Origin of the sequence: Microbacterium jepli (genome assembly GCF_047237905.1) — a bacterium.
GTDB lineage: Bacteria > Actinomycetota > Actinomycetes > Actinomycetales > Microbacteriaceae > Microbacterium.
This window is the reverse complement of sequence record NZ_JBDFLW010000003.1, coordinates 44,875-62,730: the sequence shown is the minus strand read 5'-3', so window position 1 is coordinate 62,730 and position 17,856 is coordinate 44,875. Positions and strand designations below refer to the sequence as shown.

At 67.4% G+C, this 17,856-nt stretch carries 17 protein-coding genes and 2 tRNA genes; 8 read left to right on the top strand and 11 right to left on the bottom strand.

The features are described 5' to 3' along the window. Positions 1-4: 4 nt before the first annotated feature. Complete coding sequence (locus tag ABC304_RS00935) at positions 5-562, bottom strand: peptidylprolyl isomerase (protein WP_412928450.1); 558 nt, start codon at positions 560-562, stop codon at positions 5-7. Positions 563-655: 93 nt separating this feature from the next. Here ABC304_RS00935 and ABC304_RS00930 point away from each other — a divergent pair, with 93 nt between their 5' ends. Both ABC304_RS00930 and ABC304_RS00925 read left to right on the top strand, forming a co-directional pair. Further along, positions 656-1,240, top strand: coding sequence for a DNA helicase (locus ABC304_RS00930; RefSeq protein ID WP_412928449.1), 585 nt, complete (start codon positions 656-658; stop codon positions 1,238-1,240). 53 nt (positions 1,241-1,293) lie between these two features. Further along, positions 1,294-1,713 (top strand): aminoacyl-tRNA deacylase, encoded by a 420-nt coding sequence (locus ABC304_RS00925; RefSeq protein ID WP_412929027.1) that lies wholly within the window; start codon positions 1,294-1,296, stop codon positions 1,711-1,713. 3 nt (positions 1,714-1,716) lie between these two features. Here the strand turns inward: ABC304_RS00925 and ABC304_RS00920 are convergent, their stop codons facing one another. From ABC304_RS00920 to dnaA, 10 genes are all read right to left on the bottom strand, one after another. Then, the gene (locus tag ABC304_RS00920) at positions 1,717-2,151 is read right to left on the bottom strand and encodes an NUDIX hydrolase (RefSeq protein ID WP_412928448.1); all 435 of its coding nucleotides are present in this window, start codon (positions 2,149-2,151) and stop codon (positions 1,717-1,719) included. 109 nt (positions 2,152-2,260) lie between these two features. After that, positions 2,261-2,333 (bottom strand) — tRNA-Ala (locus tag ABC304_RS00915). Positions 2,334-2,348: 15 nt separating this feature from the next. Further along, positions 2,349-2,422, bottom strand: a tRNA-Ile gene (locus tag ABC304_RS00910). Positions 2,423-2,505: 83 nt separating this feature from the next. Next, positions 2,506-2,910 carry a DUF3566 domain-containing protein gene (locus ABC304_RS00905; RefSeq protein ID WP_412928447.1) on the bottom strand — a complete coding sequence of 135 codons (405 nt, stop codon included), beginning with the start codon at positions 2,908-2,910 and terminating at the stop codon, positions 2,506-2,508. Continuing rightward, a complete protein-coding gene (gene gyrA, locus ABC304_RS00900; protein ID WP_412928446.1) occupies positions 2,907-5,507 on the bottom strand; it encodes a DNA gyrase subunit A in 2,601 nt (866 codons plus the stop codon). Before gyrA ends, ABC304_RS00905 begins: the two co-directional genes overlap by 4 nt. 42 nt (positions 5,508-5,549) lie before the next feature. Then, complete coding sequence (gene gyrB / locus ABC304_RS00895; RefSeq protein ID WP_412928445.1) at positions 5,550-7,589, bottom strand: DNA topoisomerase (ATP-hydrolyzing) subunit B; 2,040 nt, start codon at positions 7,587-7,589, stop codon at positions 5,550-5,552. A gap of 120 nt (positions 7,590-7,709) precedes the next feature. Further along, positions 7,710-8,240, bottom strand: coding sequence for a DciA family protein (locus tag ABC304_RS00890; RefSeq protein ID WP_412928444.1), 531 nt, complete (start codon positions 8,238-8,240; stop codon positions 7,710-7,712). After that, a complete protein-coding gene (gene recF, locus ABC304_RS00885; RefSeq protein WP_412928443.1) occupies positions 8,233-9,393 on the bottom strand; it encodes a DNA replication/repair protein RecF in 1,161 nt (386 codons plus the stop codon). Before recF ends, ABC304_RS00890 begins: the two co-directional genes overlap by 8 nt. A 52-nt stretch (positions 9,394-9,445) precedes the next feature. Beyond that, on the bottom strand, positions 9,446-10,597 hold the full coding sequence (gene dnaN, locus ABC304_RS00880) for a DNA polymerase III subunit beta (protein ID WP_412928442.1): 1,152 nt from the start codon (positions 10,595-10,597) through the stop codon (positions 9,446-9,448). A 447-nt stretch (positions 10,598-11,044) separates the two neighbouring features. Next, the gene (dnaA, locus tag ABC304_RS00875; protein ID WP_412928441.1) at positions 11,045-12,469 is read right to left on the bottom strand and encodes a chromosomal replication initiator protein DnaA; all 1,425 of its coding nucleotides are present in this window, start codon (positions 12,467-12,469) and stop codon (positions 11,045-11,047) included. Positions 12,470-12,775: 306 nt separating this feature from the next. On the opposite strand from dnaA, the gene rpmH reads away from it, so the two are divergent. The 6 genes from rpmH to rsmG all read left to right on the top strand — a co-directional run bounded on the left by rpmH (position 12,776) and on the right by rsmG (position 15,953). Beyond that, positions 12,776-12,913, top strand: a complete 138-nt coding sequence (rpmH, locus tag ABC304_RS00870) for a 50S ribosomal protein L34 (RefSeq protein WP_013584598.1) — start codon at positions 12,776-12,778, stop codon at positions 12,911-12,913. 8 nt (positions 12,914-12,921) lie between these two features. Further along, positions 12,922-13,260 carry a ribonuclease P protein component gene (gene rnpA, locus ABC304_RS00865; protein WP_412928440.1) on the top strand — a complete coding sequence of 113 codons (339 nt, stop codon included), beginning with the start codon at positions 12,922-12,924 and terminating at the stop codon, positions 13,258-13,260. Continuing rightward, positions 13,257-13,613: a membrane protein insertion efficiency factor YidD gene (gene yidD, locus ABC304_RS00860; protein WP_412928439.1), complete on the top strand. Its 357-nt coding sequence runs from the start codon at positions 13,257-13,259 to the stop codon at positions 13,611-13,613. The genes rnpA and yidD overlap by 4 nt, the downstream gene beginning before the upstream one ends. A gap of 3 nt (positions 13,614-13,616) precedes the next feature. Next, the gene (gene yidC, locus ABC304_RS00855) at positions 13,617-14,714 is read left to right on the top strand and encodes a membrane protein insertase YidC (RefSeq protein WP_412928438.1); all 1,098 of its coding nucleotides are present in this window, start codon (positions 13,617-13,619) and stop codon (positions 14,712-14,714) included. 80 nt (positions 14,715-14,794) lie between these two features. Then, a complete protein-coding gene (locus ABC304_RS00850) occupies positions 14,795-15,304 on the top strand; it encodes a Jag family protein (RefSeq protein WP_412928437.1) in 510 nt (169 codons plus the stop codon). Positions 15,305-15,317: 13 nt separating this feature from the next. Beyond that, complete coding sequence (gene rsmG, locus ABC304_RS00845; RefSeq protein WP_412928436.1) at positions 15,318-15,953, top strand: 16S rRNA (guanine(527)-N(7))-methyltransferase RsmG; 636 nt, start codon at positions 15,318-15,320, stop codon at positions 15,951-15,953. The last annotated feature ends 1,903 nt before the right edge of the window (positions 15,954-17,856 follow it).

The window sequence follows — 17,856 nt, the reverse complement described above, 5'->3', positions numbered from 1 at the left end:
CGGCTCAGACCTGCGCGATGTCGACGGACTGCAGGACGACGGGCTCGATCGGGCGATCGCCGGCACCGGTGGGCACGGCTGCGATGGCGTCCACGACGGCGCGCGAGGCGTCGTCGGCGACCTCGCCGAAGATCGTGTGCTTGCCCTGCAGCCACGGGGTCGGGTCGGTCGTGATGAAGAACTGCGATCCGTTGGTGCCCTCGGCCTTGCCCGTGATGGCGTTGCGACGCAGGCCGGCGTTGGCCATGGCGAGCACGTAGGGCGCGTTGAAGTTCAGCTCGCCGTTGATCTCGTCGTCGAAGTTGTAGCCGGGTCCGCCGATGCCCTGACCGAGCGGGTCGCCGCCCTGGATCATGAAGTTGGGGATGATGCGGTGGAAGACGACGTCCTTGTAGAGGGGACCGTCGCCCGGCTTGCCGGTGCCCGGGTGGGTCCAGGAGCCGCTTCCGTCCGACAGGCCGATGAAGTTCTGCACCGTGCGGGGTGCGTGGTCTCCGAAGAGGTTGACGACGATGTCGCCGTGGTTCGTGTGCAGGGTGGCGACTGCTGTGTGCTGAGGCATACGTACATTCTTCCAGACATCTCTGCAACCCCTCCCGCCGATAGGCCCGTCTGGCAAGATGGGGGGACCTGTTTACTGAGAGGGAGGGCCCCCGTGAGCCTGAGTCGCAAGCGCAAGAAGGAACTCCACAAGCTCCAGTCGAAGCTCAACGACCTGTGGGAGTCGCAGCAGGTCATCGTCGACCAGGCAGGTCACGCCGTGCGTGACGCCGGTCGCCAGCTCGGCAACTACGGCCGCGAGGAGATCGTGCCGACCGTGCGCGGCGCCTACGGCAAGTACGCCGAGCCCGTGATCGACCGCAGCGCGCAGGTCTCGCGCCGCGTGCTGTCCGACAAGGTCATCCCCGGTGCCGGCGCCGTCGTCGGCTCCGCACTGTCCATCTGGGATGCCGCGGGCGACACCCGTGCCCGTCTCGCCGCGGGCAAGGGTCTGTCCCTGCCGGACGGCAAGAAGTACGCCAAGCGCGCCGACAAGTACGGCAAGCAGGCCACCCGCAAGCTCTCCGCCCAGCTCTCGCGCCTCGAGCCGAAGAAGAAGGGCATGGGCGCCGGCGGCGTCATCGCCATCCTCCTCGGTGTGGCCGCCGCAGCCGGCGTCGCCTACGCCGCGTGGCAGACGCTGCGCGCCGACGACGAGCTCTGGGTCGCCGACGACCCGCTGCGCGCCCCCGACGCGTGAGCGATGACGCGACCGCACGAGTGCGGGCCGCGGCATCCGCTCGAGGATTGACGATCGAGATCGTCGCACGCCCAGCAGCCGACAGCCTCCCCGAGGCCGCCGCGCTGCTGGGCGTCGACGCGTCTGGCGTCGTGAAGACGCTGGTCGTCAAGCGCAGCGATGACACGTACCTGTTCGCTCTGATCCCGGGCGACCGCTCGATCTCGTGGCCCCTCCTGCGGGCCGTCGTCGGGGTCAACAAGCTGCAGCTGCCGAGCCCCGAGAAGGCGCTGGCGGCGACGGGCTACGAACGCGGGACGATCGTGCCCATCGGCAGCTCGACCGACTGGCCCGTGTTCGCCGACGAGAGGATCGTCGGGTGTCGCATCGCCATGGGCGCCGGTGCACACGGCCACAGTCTCTTCGTCGACGCGGACGACCTGATCCGTGCGTACGGCGCGACGGTCGCCGACATCTCGCAGCCCGCGTCCTGAGCCTCACGCGGCCGCGCTGAGCCCCGCCATCTCCAGCGCGATGTCGACCAGTTTGACGCGCTGCAGAGCCGCGAGGCGGTCGAGGGGGAACCACTCGGCACGGTCGGTGGAGCCGTCCGTCTCGTCGCGCAGATGACCGCCGGTGATGTGCGCGCGATAGACGATCCGCAGCGCGTGCAGCGGCCCCGTGGTGCCCGGCACGATGCGGCGGCCCGCGGGGATCACGCGGGAATGGATGCCGAGCAGCGCGTCCAGGGCGACGGTGTAGCCCGTCTCCTCCCGCACCTCGCGGCGCGCGGCGTGCTCCGGGTCCTCTCCGGGCTCGAGCCCGCCACCGGGCATCGTCCAGGCCGAGCGGCGGCCCTCGTGCCAGTGCGCGAGCAGGACGCGATCTGCGTCGTCGGTGACGACCGCATACGCCGCGACCCGCATGTCCATGCCGTTCACCCTAGCGAAGGGGCCCGACGACGGCCCGGGCCGGAGGAGCGGCCTAGGAGACGCCGGCAAACGACCGAAGCCGGCCCGAGGGCCGGCTTCCGTCTCACTGTGGAGCCTAGGAGATTCGAACTCCTGACATCCTGCTTGCAAAGCAGGCGCTCTACCAACTGAGCTAAGGCCCCCGAGGGATCTGTGTGTGGGGCTACCAGGACTTGAACCTGGGACCTCTTCATTATCAGTGAAGCGCTCTAACCGCCTGAGCTATAGCCCCGAAACGCTGCGGCGCTGCGCGCCGCCAACCTCCCAGACTTTACCCGACGCGACCCGATTTCTCGAATCGGCCGGGCTCCGTCGTCAGTTGGAGGTGAACCCGACCAGCAGTCCGCCGGTCACCTTCACCGCCAGGTTGTAGATGCCGGCCATGACGGCGCCGAGCACGGTCACGACGATCAGATTGAGGATCGCGACGACCGCCGCGAAGGCCATCACCTGCGGCAGGCCGATGAACTGCGTGATCGACACACCGCCGTCGGAGAAGCTCTTGAAGAACTCGTCGACCTTGCCGACCAGGCCGGTGGTCTGGATGACCATGTACACCAGGAAGAACGTCACGATCGTGACGATCGCCAGCGCGACGGCCGCCAGGAACGACAGCTTCACGGCGGACCAGAAGTCCACGTACACCAGGCGCAGTCGGACCTGCTTGGAGCTGGTCTTGTGCGACGACTTCTTCGCCAGCTTGTCGGCTACCGTGCTCATGCGTGCGTACTTCCTTCGGGGCTGTCTGCGGAGCCGTCGGGGGCTGCCTGCGCGTCTTCGGCGGCGGCCTCCGTCTCCTCGGTCAGGCCACGCTCGCCGTTGCGCGCGATCGCGATGATCCTGTCATCGCCTCCGGCTCGGGCGAACACGACACCCATCGTGTCGCGACCCTTGGCGGGCACCTCGGCCACGGCAGAGCGTACCACCTTGCCGCTGGCAAGAACCACCAAGACCTCGTCGTCCTCGCTGACGATCAGACCGCCCGCGAGCACGCCGCGATCCTCGTTCAGCTTGGCCACCTTGATGCCCAGACCGCCTCGGCCCTGCACCCGGTACTGGTCGACGGCGGTGCGCTTGGCGTAGCCGCCCTCGGTCACGACGAACACGTAGGCGTCGTCCGCGGCGACCGATGCCGACAGCAGGCTGTCGTCCTCGCGGAACGACATGCCCCGCACACCGGAGGTCGACCGGCCCATGGGGCGCAGGGCCTCATCGGTCGCCGAGAACCGCAGCGACATACCCTGACGGCTGATGAGCAGGATGTCGTCGCCCTCGTCGACGAGCAGCGCGCTGACGAGCTCATCGGATGCCTCGCCCGCACCGTCGTCGTCGCCCTCGCCCGCTTCGGGGCGCAGCTTGATGGCGATGACGCCACCCTGCCGGTTGGTGTCGTACTCGAGAAGACGGGTCTTCTTCACGAGCCCGCGGCGGGTGGCCAGCACCAGGTAGGTGGCCACGGAGTAGTCGCGGATGTCGAGGATCTGCGCGATCTCCTCGTCGGGCTGCAGGGCGAGGAGGTTCGCCACGTGCTGGCCCTTCGCGTCACGACCGGCCTCGGGCACCTCGTACGCCTTCGAGCGGTAGACGCGGCCCTTGTCGGTGAAGAAGAGGAGCCAGTGGTGCGTCGTGGTGACGAAGAAGTGCTCGACCACGTCGTCGGCGCGCAGCTGCGCTCCCTTGACCCCGCGGCCGCCGCGGTGCTGCTGGCGGTAGTTGTCGCTGCGGGTGCGCTTGATGTAGCCGTCGCGCGTGACGGTGATGACCATCTCCTCCTCGGGGATGAGGTCTTCGTTGGTCATGCCGCCTTCGTATCCGTAGAGGATCTCGGTGCGGCGGTCGTCGCCGAAGCGGTCGACGATCGTCGAGAGCTCGTCGCGGATGATCGTGCGCTGACGCGACGGGTCGGCCAGGATCGCCTTGAACTCGGCGATCTGAGCCTCGAGCTCGGTCGCCTCGTCCATGATCTTCTGGCGCTCGAGGGCCGCGAGGCGGCGCAGCTGCAGGTCGAGGATCGCCAGGGCCTGGTCGTCGTCGATCTCGAGCAGGGCCTTCAGGCCCTCGCGGGCCTCCTCGGCCGAGGGCGACCGGCGGATGAGCGCGATGACCTCGTCGAGGGCGTCGAGCGCCTTCAGGTACGCGCGCAGGATGTGCATGCGGCGCTCGGCGCGCGCGAGGCGGAACCGGGTGCGGCGGACGATCACGTTCATCTGGTGATCGATCCAGTGCGACACGAAGCCGTCGAGCGGCAGCGTGCGCGGCACGCCGTCGACGATCGCCAGCATGTTGGCGCCGAAGTTCTCCTGCAGCTGCGTGTGCTTGTACAGGTTGTTCAGCACCACCTTGGCGACGGCGTCGCGCTTGAGCACGACGACGAGGCGCTGGCCGGTGCGACCCGACGACTCGTCGCGGATGTCGGCGATGCCGGTGATCTTGCCCTCGCGCGCGAGGTCGCTGATCTTCACCGCGACGTTGTCGGGGTTCACCTGGTACGGCAGCTCGGTGATGACGAGGCAGGTGCGTCCCTGCACCTCTTCGACGTTGACGACCGCGCGCATCGTGATGGAGCCGCGACCGGTGCGATACGCATCCTTGATGCCCCGGGTGCCGAGGATCTGGGCGGCCGTCGGGAAGTCGGGGCCCGGGATCCGCTCCATCAGTGCCTCGAGCAGCTCCTCGCGGGAGGCGTCGGGGTTCTCGAGCGCCCACATGGCGCCGGCGGACACCTCGCGGAGGTTGTGCGGCGGGATGTTGGTGGCCATGCCGACCGCGATGCCGACGGATCCGTTGACCAGCAGGTTCGGGAAGCGGGCCGGGAGGACGGTGGGCTCCTGCGTCTGCCCGTCGTAGTTGTCCTGGAAGTCGACCGTGTCTTCCTCGATGTCGCGCACCATCTCGAGCGCGAGCGGCGACATCTTCGTCTCGGTGTAGCGCGGGGCGGCTGCGCCCTGGTTGCCGGGCGAGCCGAAGTTGCCCTGGCCGAGCGCGAGCGGGTAGCGCAGCGACCACGGCTGCACGAGGCGGACGAGCGCGTCGTAGATCGGGGCGTCACCGTGCGGGTGGTACTGACCCATCACCTCGCCGACGACCCTGGCGCACTTCGAGAACGACTTGTCGGGCCGGAATCCGCCGTCGTACATGCCGTAGATCACACGGCGGTGCACGGGCTTGAGTCCATCTTCGACGCGCGGCAGCGCGCGGCCCACGATCACGCTCATCGCGTAGTCTAGGTAGCTGCGCTGCATCTCGTACTGCAGGTCGACCTGGTCGATCTGGCCGTGGTTGTGCTCGGGAGCGTCGGGGCGTGCGTCGTCAGTCATGTGGTTCTTCTCTGTGTACCGGGCGCTGAGCTCGTCGAGGGATCAGATGTCGAGGAAGCGGACGTCTTTGGCGTTGCGCTGGATGAAGGAGCGACGCGACTCGACGTCTTCGCCCATCAGCACCGAGAAGATCTCGTCAGCCGCGGCGGCGTCGTCGATGGTGACCTGCAGCAACGTGCGGGTCTCCGGATCCATGGTGGTCTCCCACAGCTCCTTGTCGTTCATCTCGCCGAGACCCTTGTAGCGCTGGATGCCGTTGTCCTTCGGGATGCGCTTGCCCCCGGCGACGCCCTCCGTGAGCAGCGCGTCGCGCTCGCGATCGCTGTACACGTACTCGTGCGGGGCGTTCGACCACTTCAGTCGGTACAGCGGGGGCTGGGCGAGATAGACGAAGCCCGCCTCGATGAGCCCGCGCATATAGCGGAACAGAAGCGTGAGCAGCAGCGTCGTGATGTGCTGACCGTCGACGTCGGCATCGGCCATCAGGACGATCTTGTGGTACCGGGCCTTGTCGATGTCGAAGTCCTCGCCGATGCCCGTGCCGAAGGCCTGGATCATCGCCTGGACCTCCTTGTTGCCAAGCGCGCGGTCCAGCCGTGCCCGCTCGACGTTGAGGATCTTGCCGCGCAGCGCCAGAATTGCCTGCGTGTGCGGGTCGCGTCCCTGCACTGCCGAACCGCCGGCCGAGTCGCCCTCCACGAGGAAGATCTCGCTGATCGACGGGTCTTTGCTCGTGCAGTCCTTGAGCTTGTCAGGCATCGCGGCGCTCTCGAACACGCTCTTGCGTCGCGCGGTCTCGCGCGCCTTGCGCGCGGCGAGGCGCGCGGTCGCAGCGTCGATGGCCTTGCGGATGATGTTCTTCGCCTGCGCGGGGTTGCGGTCGAACCAGTCGCCGAGGCGGTCGCCCACGACCTTCTGCACGAAGGCTTTCGCCTCGGTGTTGCCGAGCTTCGTCTTGGTCTGGCCCTCGAACTGCGGCTCCGAGAGCTTGACGGAGATGACGGCGGTGAGACCCTCGCGCACGTCGTCGCCCGAGAGGTTGTCGTCCTTCTCCTTCAGCAGCCCGTTCGCGCGCGCGTACTTGTTGACCAGCGTCGTCAGCGCGGCGCGGAAGCCCTCTTCATGCGTTCCGCCCTCGTGGGTGTTGATGGTGTTCGCATAAGTGAAGACGTTCTCGGTGTAGCTCGTCGTCCACTGCATCGCCACTTCGAGGGCGATCTTGCGCTCGGTGTCCTCCGACTCGAAGTCGATGATCACCTCGTTCACCTGTTCGGCGTGGCGCACCTTGTTGAGGTACTCGACGTAGTCGACGAGTCCGCGCTCGTAGAGGAAGGTGTCGTGCCGCTGCACGAGCACGCTGGTGCCGGGCTCGACCTCTTCGTCGATCGCCGCCTGCGGGCGCTCGTCGAGCAGGTCGATGCGGAGGCCCTTGTTGAGGAAGGCCATCTGCTGGAACCGCGTGCGGAGAGTCTCGTAGTCGAAGTCGATGCTCTCGAAGATCGACGCGTCGGGCCAGAACGTGATCGTGGTGCCGGTCTCGTCGCTCTCCTCGGCACGCTCGAGCGGCGCCTGCGGAACACCGCCGTCGCGGTACGACTGCCGCCACACGTATCCCTGACGGCGCACCTCGACCTCGAGGCGCGTGGACAGGGCGTTGACGACGGAAGAGCCGACGCCGTGCAGGCCGCCCGACACCGCGTAACCGCCGCCGCCGAACTTGCCACCGGCGTGCAGCACGGTCAGCACGACCTCGACCGTCGACTTGCCCTCGGTCTTGTGCATGTCGACGGGGATGCCGCGGCCGTTGTCGACGACGCGCACGGCACCGTCGGCGAGGATCGTCACGAGGATCGTGTCGCAGTAGCCGGCGAGCGCCTCGTCGACGGAGTTGTCGACGATCTCCTGCACGAGGTGATGCAGACCGCGAGGCCCCGTGGAGCCGATGTACATGCCGGGCCGCTTGCGGACCGCCTCGAGTCCCTCGAGGACCTGGATCTCGTCGGCCCCGTATTCGTTGTGAACCTTCGGTGCGGGCTGCGATTCGGGTTCTTCAGGAACGCTGTCGGGGGTGAGTGACGTCATAGGTTCGAGCGCTCCACATCGGTTCGTCGGTCACGTCCAGTCTATCAAAGACGTGGGGTCGGCACCGGTTCTGCGCCCCTGTGCCGCGATCAAATGGCTGTGGAGGAGTCCGGACGTGGATCAGCCGTAGGTATCGCGCGGACCGCGCCCTGGAATGGCTCTGGGACCCCATTTCCAGGAGGGGACGTCAGGTCCGATGAAGCGGATGTTCTCGACCCCCGCCTCCGGGAAGCGCCGGAGCACCTCGGAGAGGATGTGCGCGCGCATCAGCTGGAGCTGCTTCGCCCACGCCGTCGAGTCGGCCTGGACAGTCAGCGTGCCGTCGGACAGGGCGACGAGTTTCGTGTGCCGGGCGGTGTCGGCACCGGCGACGTCCTCCCACTGCAGCACCAGGTCCTCCCGCGCCAGCTGCGGGTCCCAGCCGGCATTCCGCGTCAGGGTGGCCAGCACGTCGCCGACGCCGTGCGGGTCGCGTCCCTTGCTGAACGGCTCGTTGTCCTCGTCGCCGCGGACGCGCTTGCGTCGCGCGCGACGTGGCGAGGGCGCCATGCCTCGGAGCCGCATGTAGGTCGCGACCGTCTCGGGGATGTCGTCCATGCCCGACGCCTGGGCGGGCGCGGCCGATGCGGCGCCGTCTGCGAGGTCAGACATCCGCCGCCTCCAGGATGCGGCCGGCCTCCACGCGCACGATCCGGGCGCGGAGTCCCGCCGGCACATCGGCCTCGACCGCGGCGGTGACGATGACCTGCTCGTAGTCGGCGGCCAGTGTCGCGAGCCGGGCTCGGCGGTCGGCGTCGAGCTCGGCGAAGACGTCGTCGAGGATCAGCACCGGGTCGCCGAGTTGCGATTCGGCACGGAGCAGGTCGGCGGAGGCGAGGCGCAGGCTGAGGGCGACCGACCACGATTCGCCGTGCGACGCGTATCCCTTGACCGGAAGTCCCCGCACCCGCAGAACGAGGTCGTCGCGGTGGGGTCCCACGAGGGTGATGCCGCGCTCGAGCTCCGCCGACCGCTTGGCCGTGAGGGCCGCGCGGAACAGGTCGGCGATCTGCGCGGGGGTGGATGCCGCGGCATCCGCCCCCGCTTCGTCCTCCTCCGGATCGCCGCCGCCGACCGACAGCGCCCACTCGATGCGCGGCTCGTGGTCGGCACCGGCGATCGCGGTGTAGGCGCGCGACAGGGGTTCTGCGAGATCTTCTGCGAGGCGGAGCCGCGCGACGATCACCTCGGTGCCGAGCGCGACGAGCTTGTCGTCCCACACATCGAGGGTGGACAGCGCGTCTCCTCGGATGCCGCGCGCCCGCGCGGACTTGAGGAGCGCGGTGCGCTGGCGCAGCACCCGGTCGTAGTCGGCGAAGACACCCGCCAGTCGCGGTGAGCGCTGCACGAGGAGCTGGTCGGCGAAGCGGCGGCGGGCGGAAGGGTCGGAACGCACGATCTGGAGGTCTTCCGGCGCGAAGAGGACGACCTGCGCGTAGCGCGGCAGTTCGGTCAGCTTCACCGGGGTCCCGCCGATGCGCGCCTTGTTCGACCCCTGCCGGTTGAGCTGCACCTCGAGTTGCACGCTGCGCTCGCCGTGCCGCAGGCGAGCGCGGATGATGGCGGCATCCGCGCCGTCGCGCACCATGGGCGCGTCGCTCGAGACCCGGTGGGAGCCGAGTGTCGCGAAGAAGCCGATGGCCTCGGCGAGGTTCGTCTTGCCCTGGCCGTTGCGGCCTACGAAGACGTTGGGCCCGGGCACGAGAGCGACGTCGGCGACCGCGTAGTTGCGGAAGTCGACGAGGTTCAGGTGCTCCACGATCACTGTGACACCCTATTCGGCGCCACCCACACCCGCTCCGGGACGAGGAACCGGATCAGCGCAGGAGGAGGTTGGGCTGCAGAAGGTACTTGAACGAGCCGTCGCCGCCCTTGTCGACCGAGGTCTGCGGGGTGACGAGAACCGGGCTCAGCTTGTTCGCGTTCTCGCTCGACGTGAACGTGATCCGCGCGAACTCGCTCCGGACAGCCGAGAGCGACTCCAGCAGGTACTGGGGGTTGAGGCCCAGCGTCACGTCCTCGCCCACGAGGTTGGCGTCGACGGACTCGGTCGCCCGCGCCTGCTCCGTGCCCGAGGCATCCATCGACACGCTGTCCGTCGTGAACGTGAAGCGCAGCGGCGCGGAACGGTCCAGCACCAGCGCGACACGGCGGACGGCCTCGACGAGCTCTGCCGTGTTGACCACGGCGGCGTGCTCGGTGGCCTCGGGGAAGAGCCGGCGCACCGGCGGGAAGTTGCCCTTGATCAGCAGCGACGTGACCGTCTTGTTGCCGGCGGTGAACGCGATGATCTCGCGGTCGCCCGCGCCGGAGAAGGCGATCGAGATGTCGCCGCCGTGCGCGAAGGTCTTGCCGACCTCCTGCAGTGTGCGTGCCGGCACCAGCGCCGTCATCGTCTCCTCGGATGCGGCGGTGCCGCCGTCCCAGGGGATCTCACGCAGCGCGACCCGGTATCGGTCGGTCGCGACCAGGCTCAAGCTGGTGCCGCTGACCTCGAGCTGCACGCCCGTCAGCACAGGGGTGACGTCGTCACGCGAGGCGGCGAACGCGACCTGGGCGATGGCGGTGGCGAAGTCCTCGGCGGGGACGAGTCCCGATTCGCCGGACACCTCGGGGATGGCGGGATATTCCTGCACCGGCATCGAGGCGAGCGTGAACCGCGCGGATCCGCAGCTCAGGAGGATCCCGCCGTCGTCGTCGACCTCGATCTGGATCGGTGCGTTCGGCAGACGGCTGGCGATCTCGGACAGCAGTCGTCCGTGCACGAGGATGGTGCCCGGATCGTCGACGGTCGCCTCGATCGTGGTGCGTGCGGATGCCTCGTAGTCGAAGGCCGACAGCGAGAGCCCGGCGTCGCCCGCCTCGATCAGCACACCGGCCAGGATCGGCTGGGGGTTGCGCTGGGGCAGCAGCTTCACCACGAAGGACACTGCTTCGCTGAACACATCACGGTTGACGTGGAATTTCACGCGGGCTCCCTCGACGACGGCATGGCTTACCCATGCTAGTGCCCGCGCCGGGAGGCGCCAGCGGATCGGGCCCTTCGCCGTTCAGGTGATCGACGTCGCTTCATCAGAGAGTTAAGTGTCATCTTCTTAACCGCTGTGGAAAGTGTGGATAAGTCGGTGGATCGTTGTCGTCCGCTGGGAACTACACGTGTGTGAGATGTGGACGCGCTGCGGATGAGTCGACGACCGATCATCGACGCGTCGGCGCGGATTCCCGCGCTGTCCACATCCGTGCACAGGCGTGTGATTCGTCGTCGCACTTATCCACAAGTTATCCACACTGTGCAGAACGCGATGATGGCGTCCGCGGAGGCGGCTGTCAAGGACGATTCGCGTCCGCGTCGTGCGGAGCGCGACGAAAGATGGCGCGGCGAGCTTGATGCCCGGAAGGGCATGATCGGATGCTGCTCAGCGGCCGGCGCGGCCGAGCTGCGTGGTGATCTCCGTGACCTGGTTGTAGAGCGAGCGCCGCTCCTTCATGAGGTCGCTGATCTTCTTGTACGCGTACATCACGGTGGTGTGGTCGCGATTGCCGAAGAGCTGGCCGATCTTGGGCAGGGAGAGGCTCGTGCGCTCTCGGCAGAGGTACATGGCGATCTGGCGTGCGGTGGCGACCGCCTGCGAGCGGCTCGAGCCGTAGAGGTCGTCCACGGTCAGCTTGAAGTAGGCCGCGGTCGCCGTGATGATGTCCGTCGGCGAGATGACGTTGCCCTCGTCCTGATCGACGATGTCGCGCAGCACGGTCTGAGCGAGCGCGATGTCGAGGCTCGACCGGTTCAGACTCGCGAAGGCCGACACGCGGATGAGCGCGCCCTCCAGCTCCCGGATGTTCTTCGACACCACCGTGGCGATGTACTCGAGCACCTCGTCGGGAATCTGCAGCCGCTCGCTCTGCGCCTTCTTGCGGAGGATCGCGATGCGCGTCTCGAGGTCGGGTGCCTGCACGTCGGTGATCAGGCCCCACTCGAAGCGGCTGCGCATCCGGTCCTCGAAGCCGGTGAGGTGCTTGGGCGGCACGTCGCTCGTGATCACGACCTGCTTGTCGTGGTCGTGCAGCGTGTTGAACGTGTGGAAGAACGCCTCCTGCGTCTCGGCACGCCCCTGCAGGAACTGGATGTCGTCGATCATGAGGATGTCGACGTCGCGGTAGCGGGCCTGGAAGGCCGATCCGCGGTTGTTCGCGATCGAGTTGATGAAGTCGTTGGTGAACTCTTCGCTCGAGACGTAGCGCACGCGCACACCGGGGAACATGCTGACGGCGTAGTCGCCGATGGCGTGGAGCAGGTGCGTCTTGCCGAGACCCGAGTCCCCGTAGATGAAGAGCGGGTTGTACGCCTTGGCCGGGGCTTCGGCCACGGCCACCGCCGCGGCGTGGGCGAAGCGGTTGGACTGACCGATGACGAAGTTGTCGAAGGTGTACTTCGGGTTGAGACGGGTGTCGCTCCGCGAACCGGATGCCGCGGCATCCGGCTGCTCATCGAGACTGGGCCGCTCGAGCACCGGTGCCGGCGACGACGCGGGAGCCGAGACCGGGGCGGAGGAGCTGACGGGCGGCTGATCGACGAGATCGGGGTTCACGACCACACGGAAGCTGGAGACGTCGTCGTCGCCGACGCGGGCCAGAGCCTCCATGAGCGACAGCCGCATGCGCTTGTTGATCTGCGCTGCGGTCAGGTCGTTGGGGACGTCGAGGTAGAGCGTTCCGCCCATGACGCCCTGAGGCACGGCGAGGCTGAGGAATCCCTGCAGCTGCGGCGTGACGCGGTCGTCGGCGGTGAGCTCGGCCAGCACCTTCGCCCAGATCGGAACGTCTGGTGCGTCGTGCTGTGACATGGCCCCCCCGGGGTGATCGATGTGCCGCAGGACCGACGGCGAGAAGACCTCGAGCCTGTGGATAACTGCCGGAGCCACGCTAGTCAGCGGGCGCGTCGGGAGCAAACTCCACTGTAGAACCGCCCCGCGTGTCCTCGCCAGGCTGTGTGCGAGGCTTGTGGATAATGTCAGGCCCGAATCGCGGGTTTGAGTTATGACGCGGGTCGGCTTAGTCTAGATCGGTTGACTTATGCCTTCCCGGCAGTCCCACATCCGCACGTCCCCGGTCGAGAGCGTCCCGGTGACACCAGACCCGGAAGTAATCCCATGAGCAAGCGCACTTTCCAGCCCAACAACCGTCGCCGCGCCAAGAAGCACGGTTTCCGTGCCCGCATGCGCACCCGCGCCGGCCGCGGCATCCTGGCGGCGCGTCGCGCCAAGGGCCGCACCGAGCTCTCGGCCTGACCTCACCGGTGCTCGCGCGGCCGAACCGACTGACCCGCGGGACGGATTACAAGACCGTCGTCCGCAGGGGCCGTCGGTGCGCGGCCGCGCACACGATCACCTACGTGTCGAAGACGGCGGATCCGTCGTCCTCGACACGCTTCGGCTTCATCGTCAGCAAGCAGGTCGGCGGCGCTGTGGTCCGCAACACCGTGCGGCGACGCCTCAAGGCGGTCTGCGCGGAGGCGCTGCCGGCGCTTCCGGCCGGCACGGATGTCGTCATCCGCGCCCTGCCCGCAGCGGCGGCCGCATCGTTCGGAGATCTCCGTGCGGAGGTCTCGCGATGCCTGGCCCGGAGGGCGGCATGAGCTCGGCGACGCTGCCGATGTCATCGGTCGGCCATGGTCATCTGCACGCCTCCAGCGCGTGGCGGGCGATCCCGCTCCTGCCGCGCAATGCCGCTCTCGCCTTTCTCCATGGTTATCGTGCGACGATTTCCCATACATATGGAGATGTCTGCAAGTACTACCCGTCCTGCTCGGCCTACGCCGTCGGCGCAGTCCAGCAGCACGGGGCGGTCAAGGGAGCGGCGCTGGCTGCCGCTCGCCTGGCTCGGTGCCACCCCTGGGCGGTCGGGGGCATCGACGACGTACGTCCGCATCCCCGTTTCGCCCACGAATTGACCCGGCACGGCTTCGTCGTGCCACCCGGAAAGGACTGACCCGTGGATCTGCTCGGTACCATCCTCTGGCCCCTGAAGTGGCTGGTGGAGCTCGTGCTGGTCGCGTGGCACTCCGTCCTCACTTTCGTGGGGCTCCCCGCCGCCGCCGGCATCACCTGGGTGCTGGCGATCGTCGGTCTCGTCATCGTCGTCCGCGCCGCTCTGATCCCGCTCTTCGTGAAGCAGATCAAAAGCCAGCGCAAGATGATGGAGATCGCTCCCGAGCTGCGCAAGGTGCAGGAGAAGTACAAGGGCAAGCGCGACCAGCTCTCCCGCGAGGCCATGAGCCGCGAGACCATGGCGTTGTACAAGAAGCACGGCACGACACCGGTGTCGAGCTGTCTGCCGCTGCTCGTGCAGATGCCCGTCTTCTTCTCGCTCTACAGCGTGCTGAGCTCCATCAAGACGAACGCGGTCAACAACGTCGGCGGCGTGGGGTTCCTGAACCCCGAGCTGACGAAGGAGTTCTACGACGCGAAGCTGTTCGACGTGGCATCCCTGCACACCACCCTGGTGGAGGCGTGGAGCCAGCCCGACGGGCAGATCACGGTCGTCATCCTGATCGTCCTCGTCGTGCTCATGATCGCGTCGCAGTTCTTCACGCAGCTTCAGATCATCTCGAAGAACCTGTCGCCCGAGGCCAAGACCGGCCAGGCGTACCAGATGCAGAAGATCATGCTCTACATCCTTCCGCTGGGCTTCATCTTCTCGGGTGTCTTCTTCCCGCTGGGTGTCGTCATCTACTGGTTCACGAGCAACCTGTGGACGATGGTGCAGCAGTTCATCGTCATCCGCGAGATGCCCACTCCCGGTTCCGACGCGGCCAAGGCCCGTGAGGAGCGTCTCGCGCGCAAGGGCAAGGCGCTCGACGCGAGCGGCAAGATCATCTCGATGGAGAAGTACCAGGCCGAGCAGCAGCGCCTCCTGGAAGAGGCCGAGCGCGCCAAGGCCGTGGCTCCGAAGCGCCAGCAGCCCGTGGGCAAGCAGCGCGCGAAGAAGCAGTCGCAGGCTGCTCCGGCGCAGGGCGCGAACAAGAGCACCGCCGCGCCGCGGACGGGTTCGCCCCGGCCCACCGACCCCGCCGCCGGCGCGACGTCCTGACCTCCGGCGCCGCGCGCGGCTCCTGATCTCGGCCGATCGACGTCGGCCCCGACCTGTTCTGACGAGGAAGAATGACCGACATGCCCGGTAACACGTCCACTGAGACCGCCCCGGAGCGGGCTGCGTCCACCGTCGAGCAGCTGGAGGAAGAGGGAGACGTCGCGGCGGACTACCTCGAAGGACTCCTCGACATCTCGGACATCGACGGGGACCTCGCGCTCGATGTGCGCGGCGGGCGTGCGTACGTGTCCGTCGAGGCGGACGAATCGGACTCTCTCCGGTTGCTGGCCGACCCCGACACCGTGCAGGCGCTGCAGGAGCTTACGCGCATCGCCGTGCAGACGAAGACGGGTCGGTTCTCCCGGCTCATCCTCGACGTCGGCGGCTCGCGTGACACCCGCCAGCGCGAGCTCGAGGTGCTGGTCGACCGCGCCATCGCTCGTCTCGACGAGGGTGGCTCGCAGGCGTCGCTTCCCGCGATGTCCAGCTACGAGCGCAAGCTCATCCACGACATCGTCGCGGAGAAGGGCTTCGTCTCGGAGTCGTACGGCGACGGCGCCGACCGTCACACGGTCATCCGTCGTTCTTGATAACTCGCCCGTGGTGAGCGAGCTCGAACGGGAGCCGGATGCCGCGGCATCCGTTTTCGGCGACCGCATCGAGGTCGCGCGCGCCTTCACGACCGCGCTGGCCGCGCATGGTGAGGAGCGGGGGCTCATCGGGCCGCTCGAGCTGCCGCGGCTGTGGACGCGTCACATCCTGAACAGTGCTGTCACAGCACCGCTCTTCACCGGCACGGTCGGCGACGTCGGTTCCGGCGCCGGACTGCCGGGACTGGTGCTCGCCATCGCCCGACCCGATCTTCACCTCGTGCTCATCGAGCCGATGGAGCGTCGCGTCGCCTGGCTGAGCGAGCAGACGGACGCACTGGGTCTGAGCAACGTGGAGATCGTGCGCGCGCGTGCCGAGGACTGGGCCCGGGGACGGGTTCTCGACGTCGTCACGGCCCGCGCAGTCAGTGCGCTGAAGACCCTGATTCCGTTGACGGCTCCCCTGGTCCGGAGCGGAGGCGAGCTCATCCTGCTCAAGGGAGCGAGTGTCGCCGGCGAGATCGAGGCCGCCAAGAAGCAGATCAGGGCGTTCGGGCTGTCCGATGTCCGAGTGGAGTTCGCCGGCGAGGATCTGGTGGCCGAGCCGACGCGCGTGTTGCGCGCCACCGTTCGCCGATTGCGACTCTGATCTGGGTTTTATCCGATCTCGACGCCGACATCTGGTTCGGGTCGCGTCTATCGTGTGATCCTGGCTGAGCTTGGGGTCTGCCCTGACCGATCTGCCCTCATCCGATCTGAGGTGGTGCGTTCTGTGCACCACACGGGGCGTTGCGACGACAGGGTCCGCGGGGCGAGCGATGGTGTCCCCGCGATGCCGCCTTCATTCGGTGGGCGGTCGTTCCGCGGTTGGACGGTTGCATGTGGAACGTCCCTCCCGACGTGCATCGAAAGCCGGCTCGACAAATCTTCCGCGAAGACGGCCGTTTCATCTCTGGGGCCACTGGTCGAGGTCAGAGTCCGCGACACGGGACCGATCCGGACCAAGAGCTCGAGCCGGGTGATGGTGCCCGCGCGGGGTACCTGCGCACAAGAGCAGGGTTGCGCGGCGTGCCGGCGGAGATGAAAGCATGGCTTTCGACGTGATGGCCATGCGCGTGTTTCACGTGAAACGAGTTATACGTCCGCCCGGTACGGCGAGCCTTTGAGAGTTCGCGCGCGGAAGGGTCCGCTCCGTCCGGGTGATCGGCCGTCTGACGCATCCTCGTGGGCCGGTGGCAGTGAGAGCGAGCTACCTGGTTCGTTCCACGGTCGATGAGATTGCCTGAACGCCGCCCGGCCCGGCCGCTACCGCAGCAGGATGGTGAGCGCGGCTGACGCATCGCGATGCCACGTGCGAGCAACCCGGCGCTCGCGGCCTCACGCCAGCACGTTTCACGTGAAACAAGCGTGTTCGTTTACGAACAGGGGATTTCCTGGCAGCCATCCCGGGTGATGACGCTTACAACGCACCGCGGATCTTGCTTGCGGCACGCGGCGGCCGGGCCAACCGCCCTCGTCGCCATGCGCACCGCTTGCGCTTGCTGGTCTCGACCGACCACCATCCGTCCACCGTCGAAAACAGGACCTTGCACGTCACCGACTCTGGCCCTTCTCACGCGACGTTTCACGTGAAACGCTTCTGCGGGCACATCACGACGTGCTCCTGATACACCCAGTGCTTGCCGAAGGCACTCCGTTTCACGTGAAACGCTGTCGAACCGCGTCGCCGCAGCACCTGTTGACTACGACGCCGCAATCCGTCGTGCGTGCGTAGATCCGCGGGCGCGGCGTCGGTGTTTCACGTGAAACACTGCGGACGGGGTACTTCGTCATGGGTTGATCGCCCACAGTTGACAGAGTCAGTGCGCTCACCCACGGCATCAGAAGCAAATCCCGCGGCTTGGACGATCTCCTCGAGCCGCGGCAACGGCGCGAGGCCGTGGGAGGCCCCGTTTCACGTGAAACAATGACAACCCGCGTGCGACTGCCGCCAGCGCATGGCACTCCTGTCGATTGCCCGGCTCGCGCCGAGCCTGGAATCCGCGCAACCGCGACGCTGGCATAACGGAGTGAGGTGTTCCACCGCGCGCCAACCGAGGGTGTGGCGAGAGCAAGGTTCGACTGCTCGCCGCGCCGTCGGCCTAGGCAGGGATCAACAGAGCCATGTTTCACGTGAAACCCCTCTGAGCGCAGCGGCGGCCAAAGCGCGGCGTCAGAGTGCCACGTGTCCACAGATCAGGCGTGGATGGTGCGAACCAACACGATGCTCAAGTCAATACCGTCACCGTCGTCCCGCGAGCTTCGCGATAGCCCGCCGATGACCACCACACACAATGTCTGACGAGCTACGGCGCTTCGTCGGAGGCGCCTCACGACCGTGCCCGCTCGGACCAACGAAGCCTGCGCGCACGACGAGTGTGGCAGGGTTGCCTCCCACCTGCCCTCAATACGGTTTCACGTGAAACATGAATGTCCGTTGGCGCTTGCGGCGCCTCGGCAGGAATCGCGGAGATGCGCGCTGCTCACAATCCGTTAGATGAATGACAGTTTCG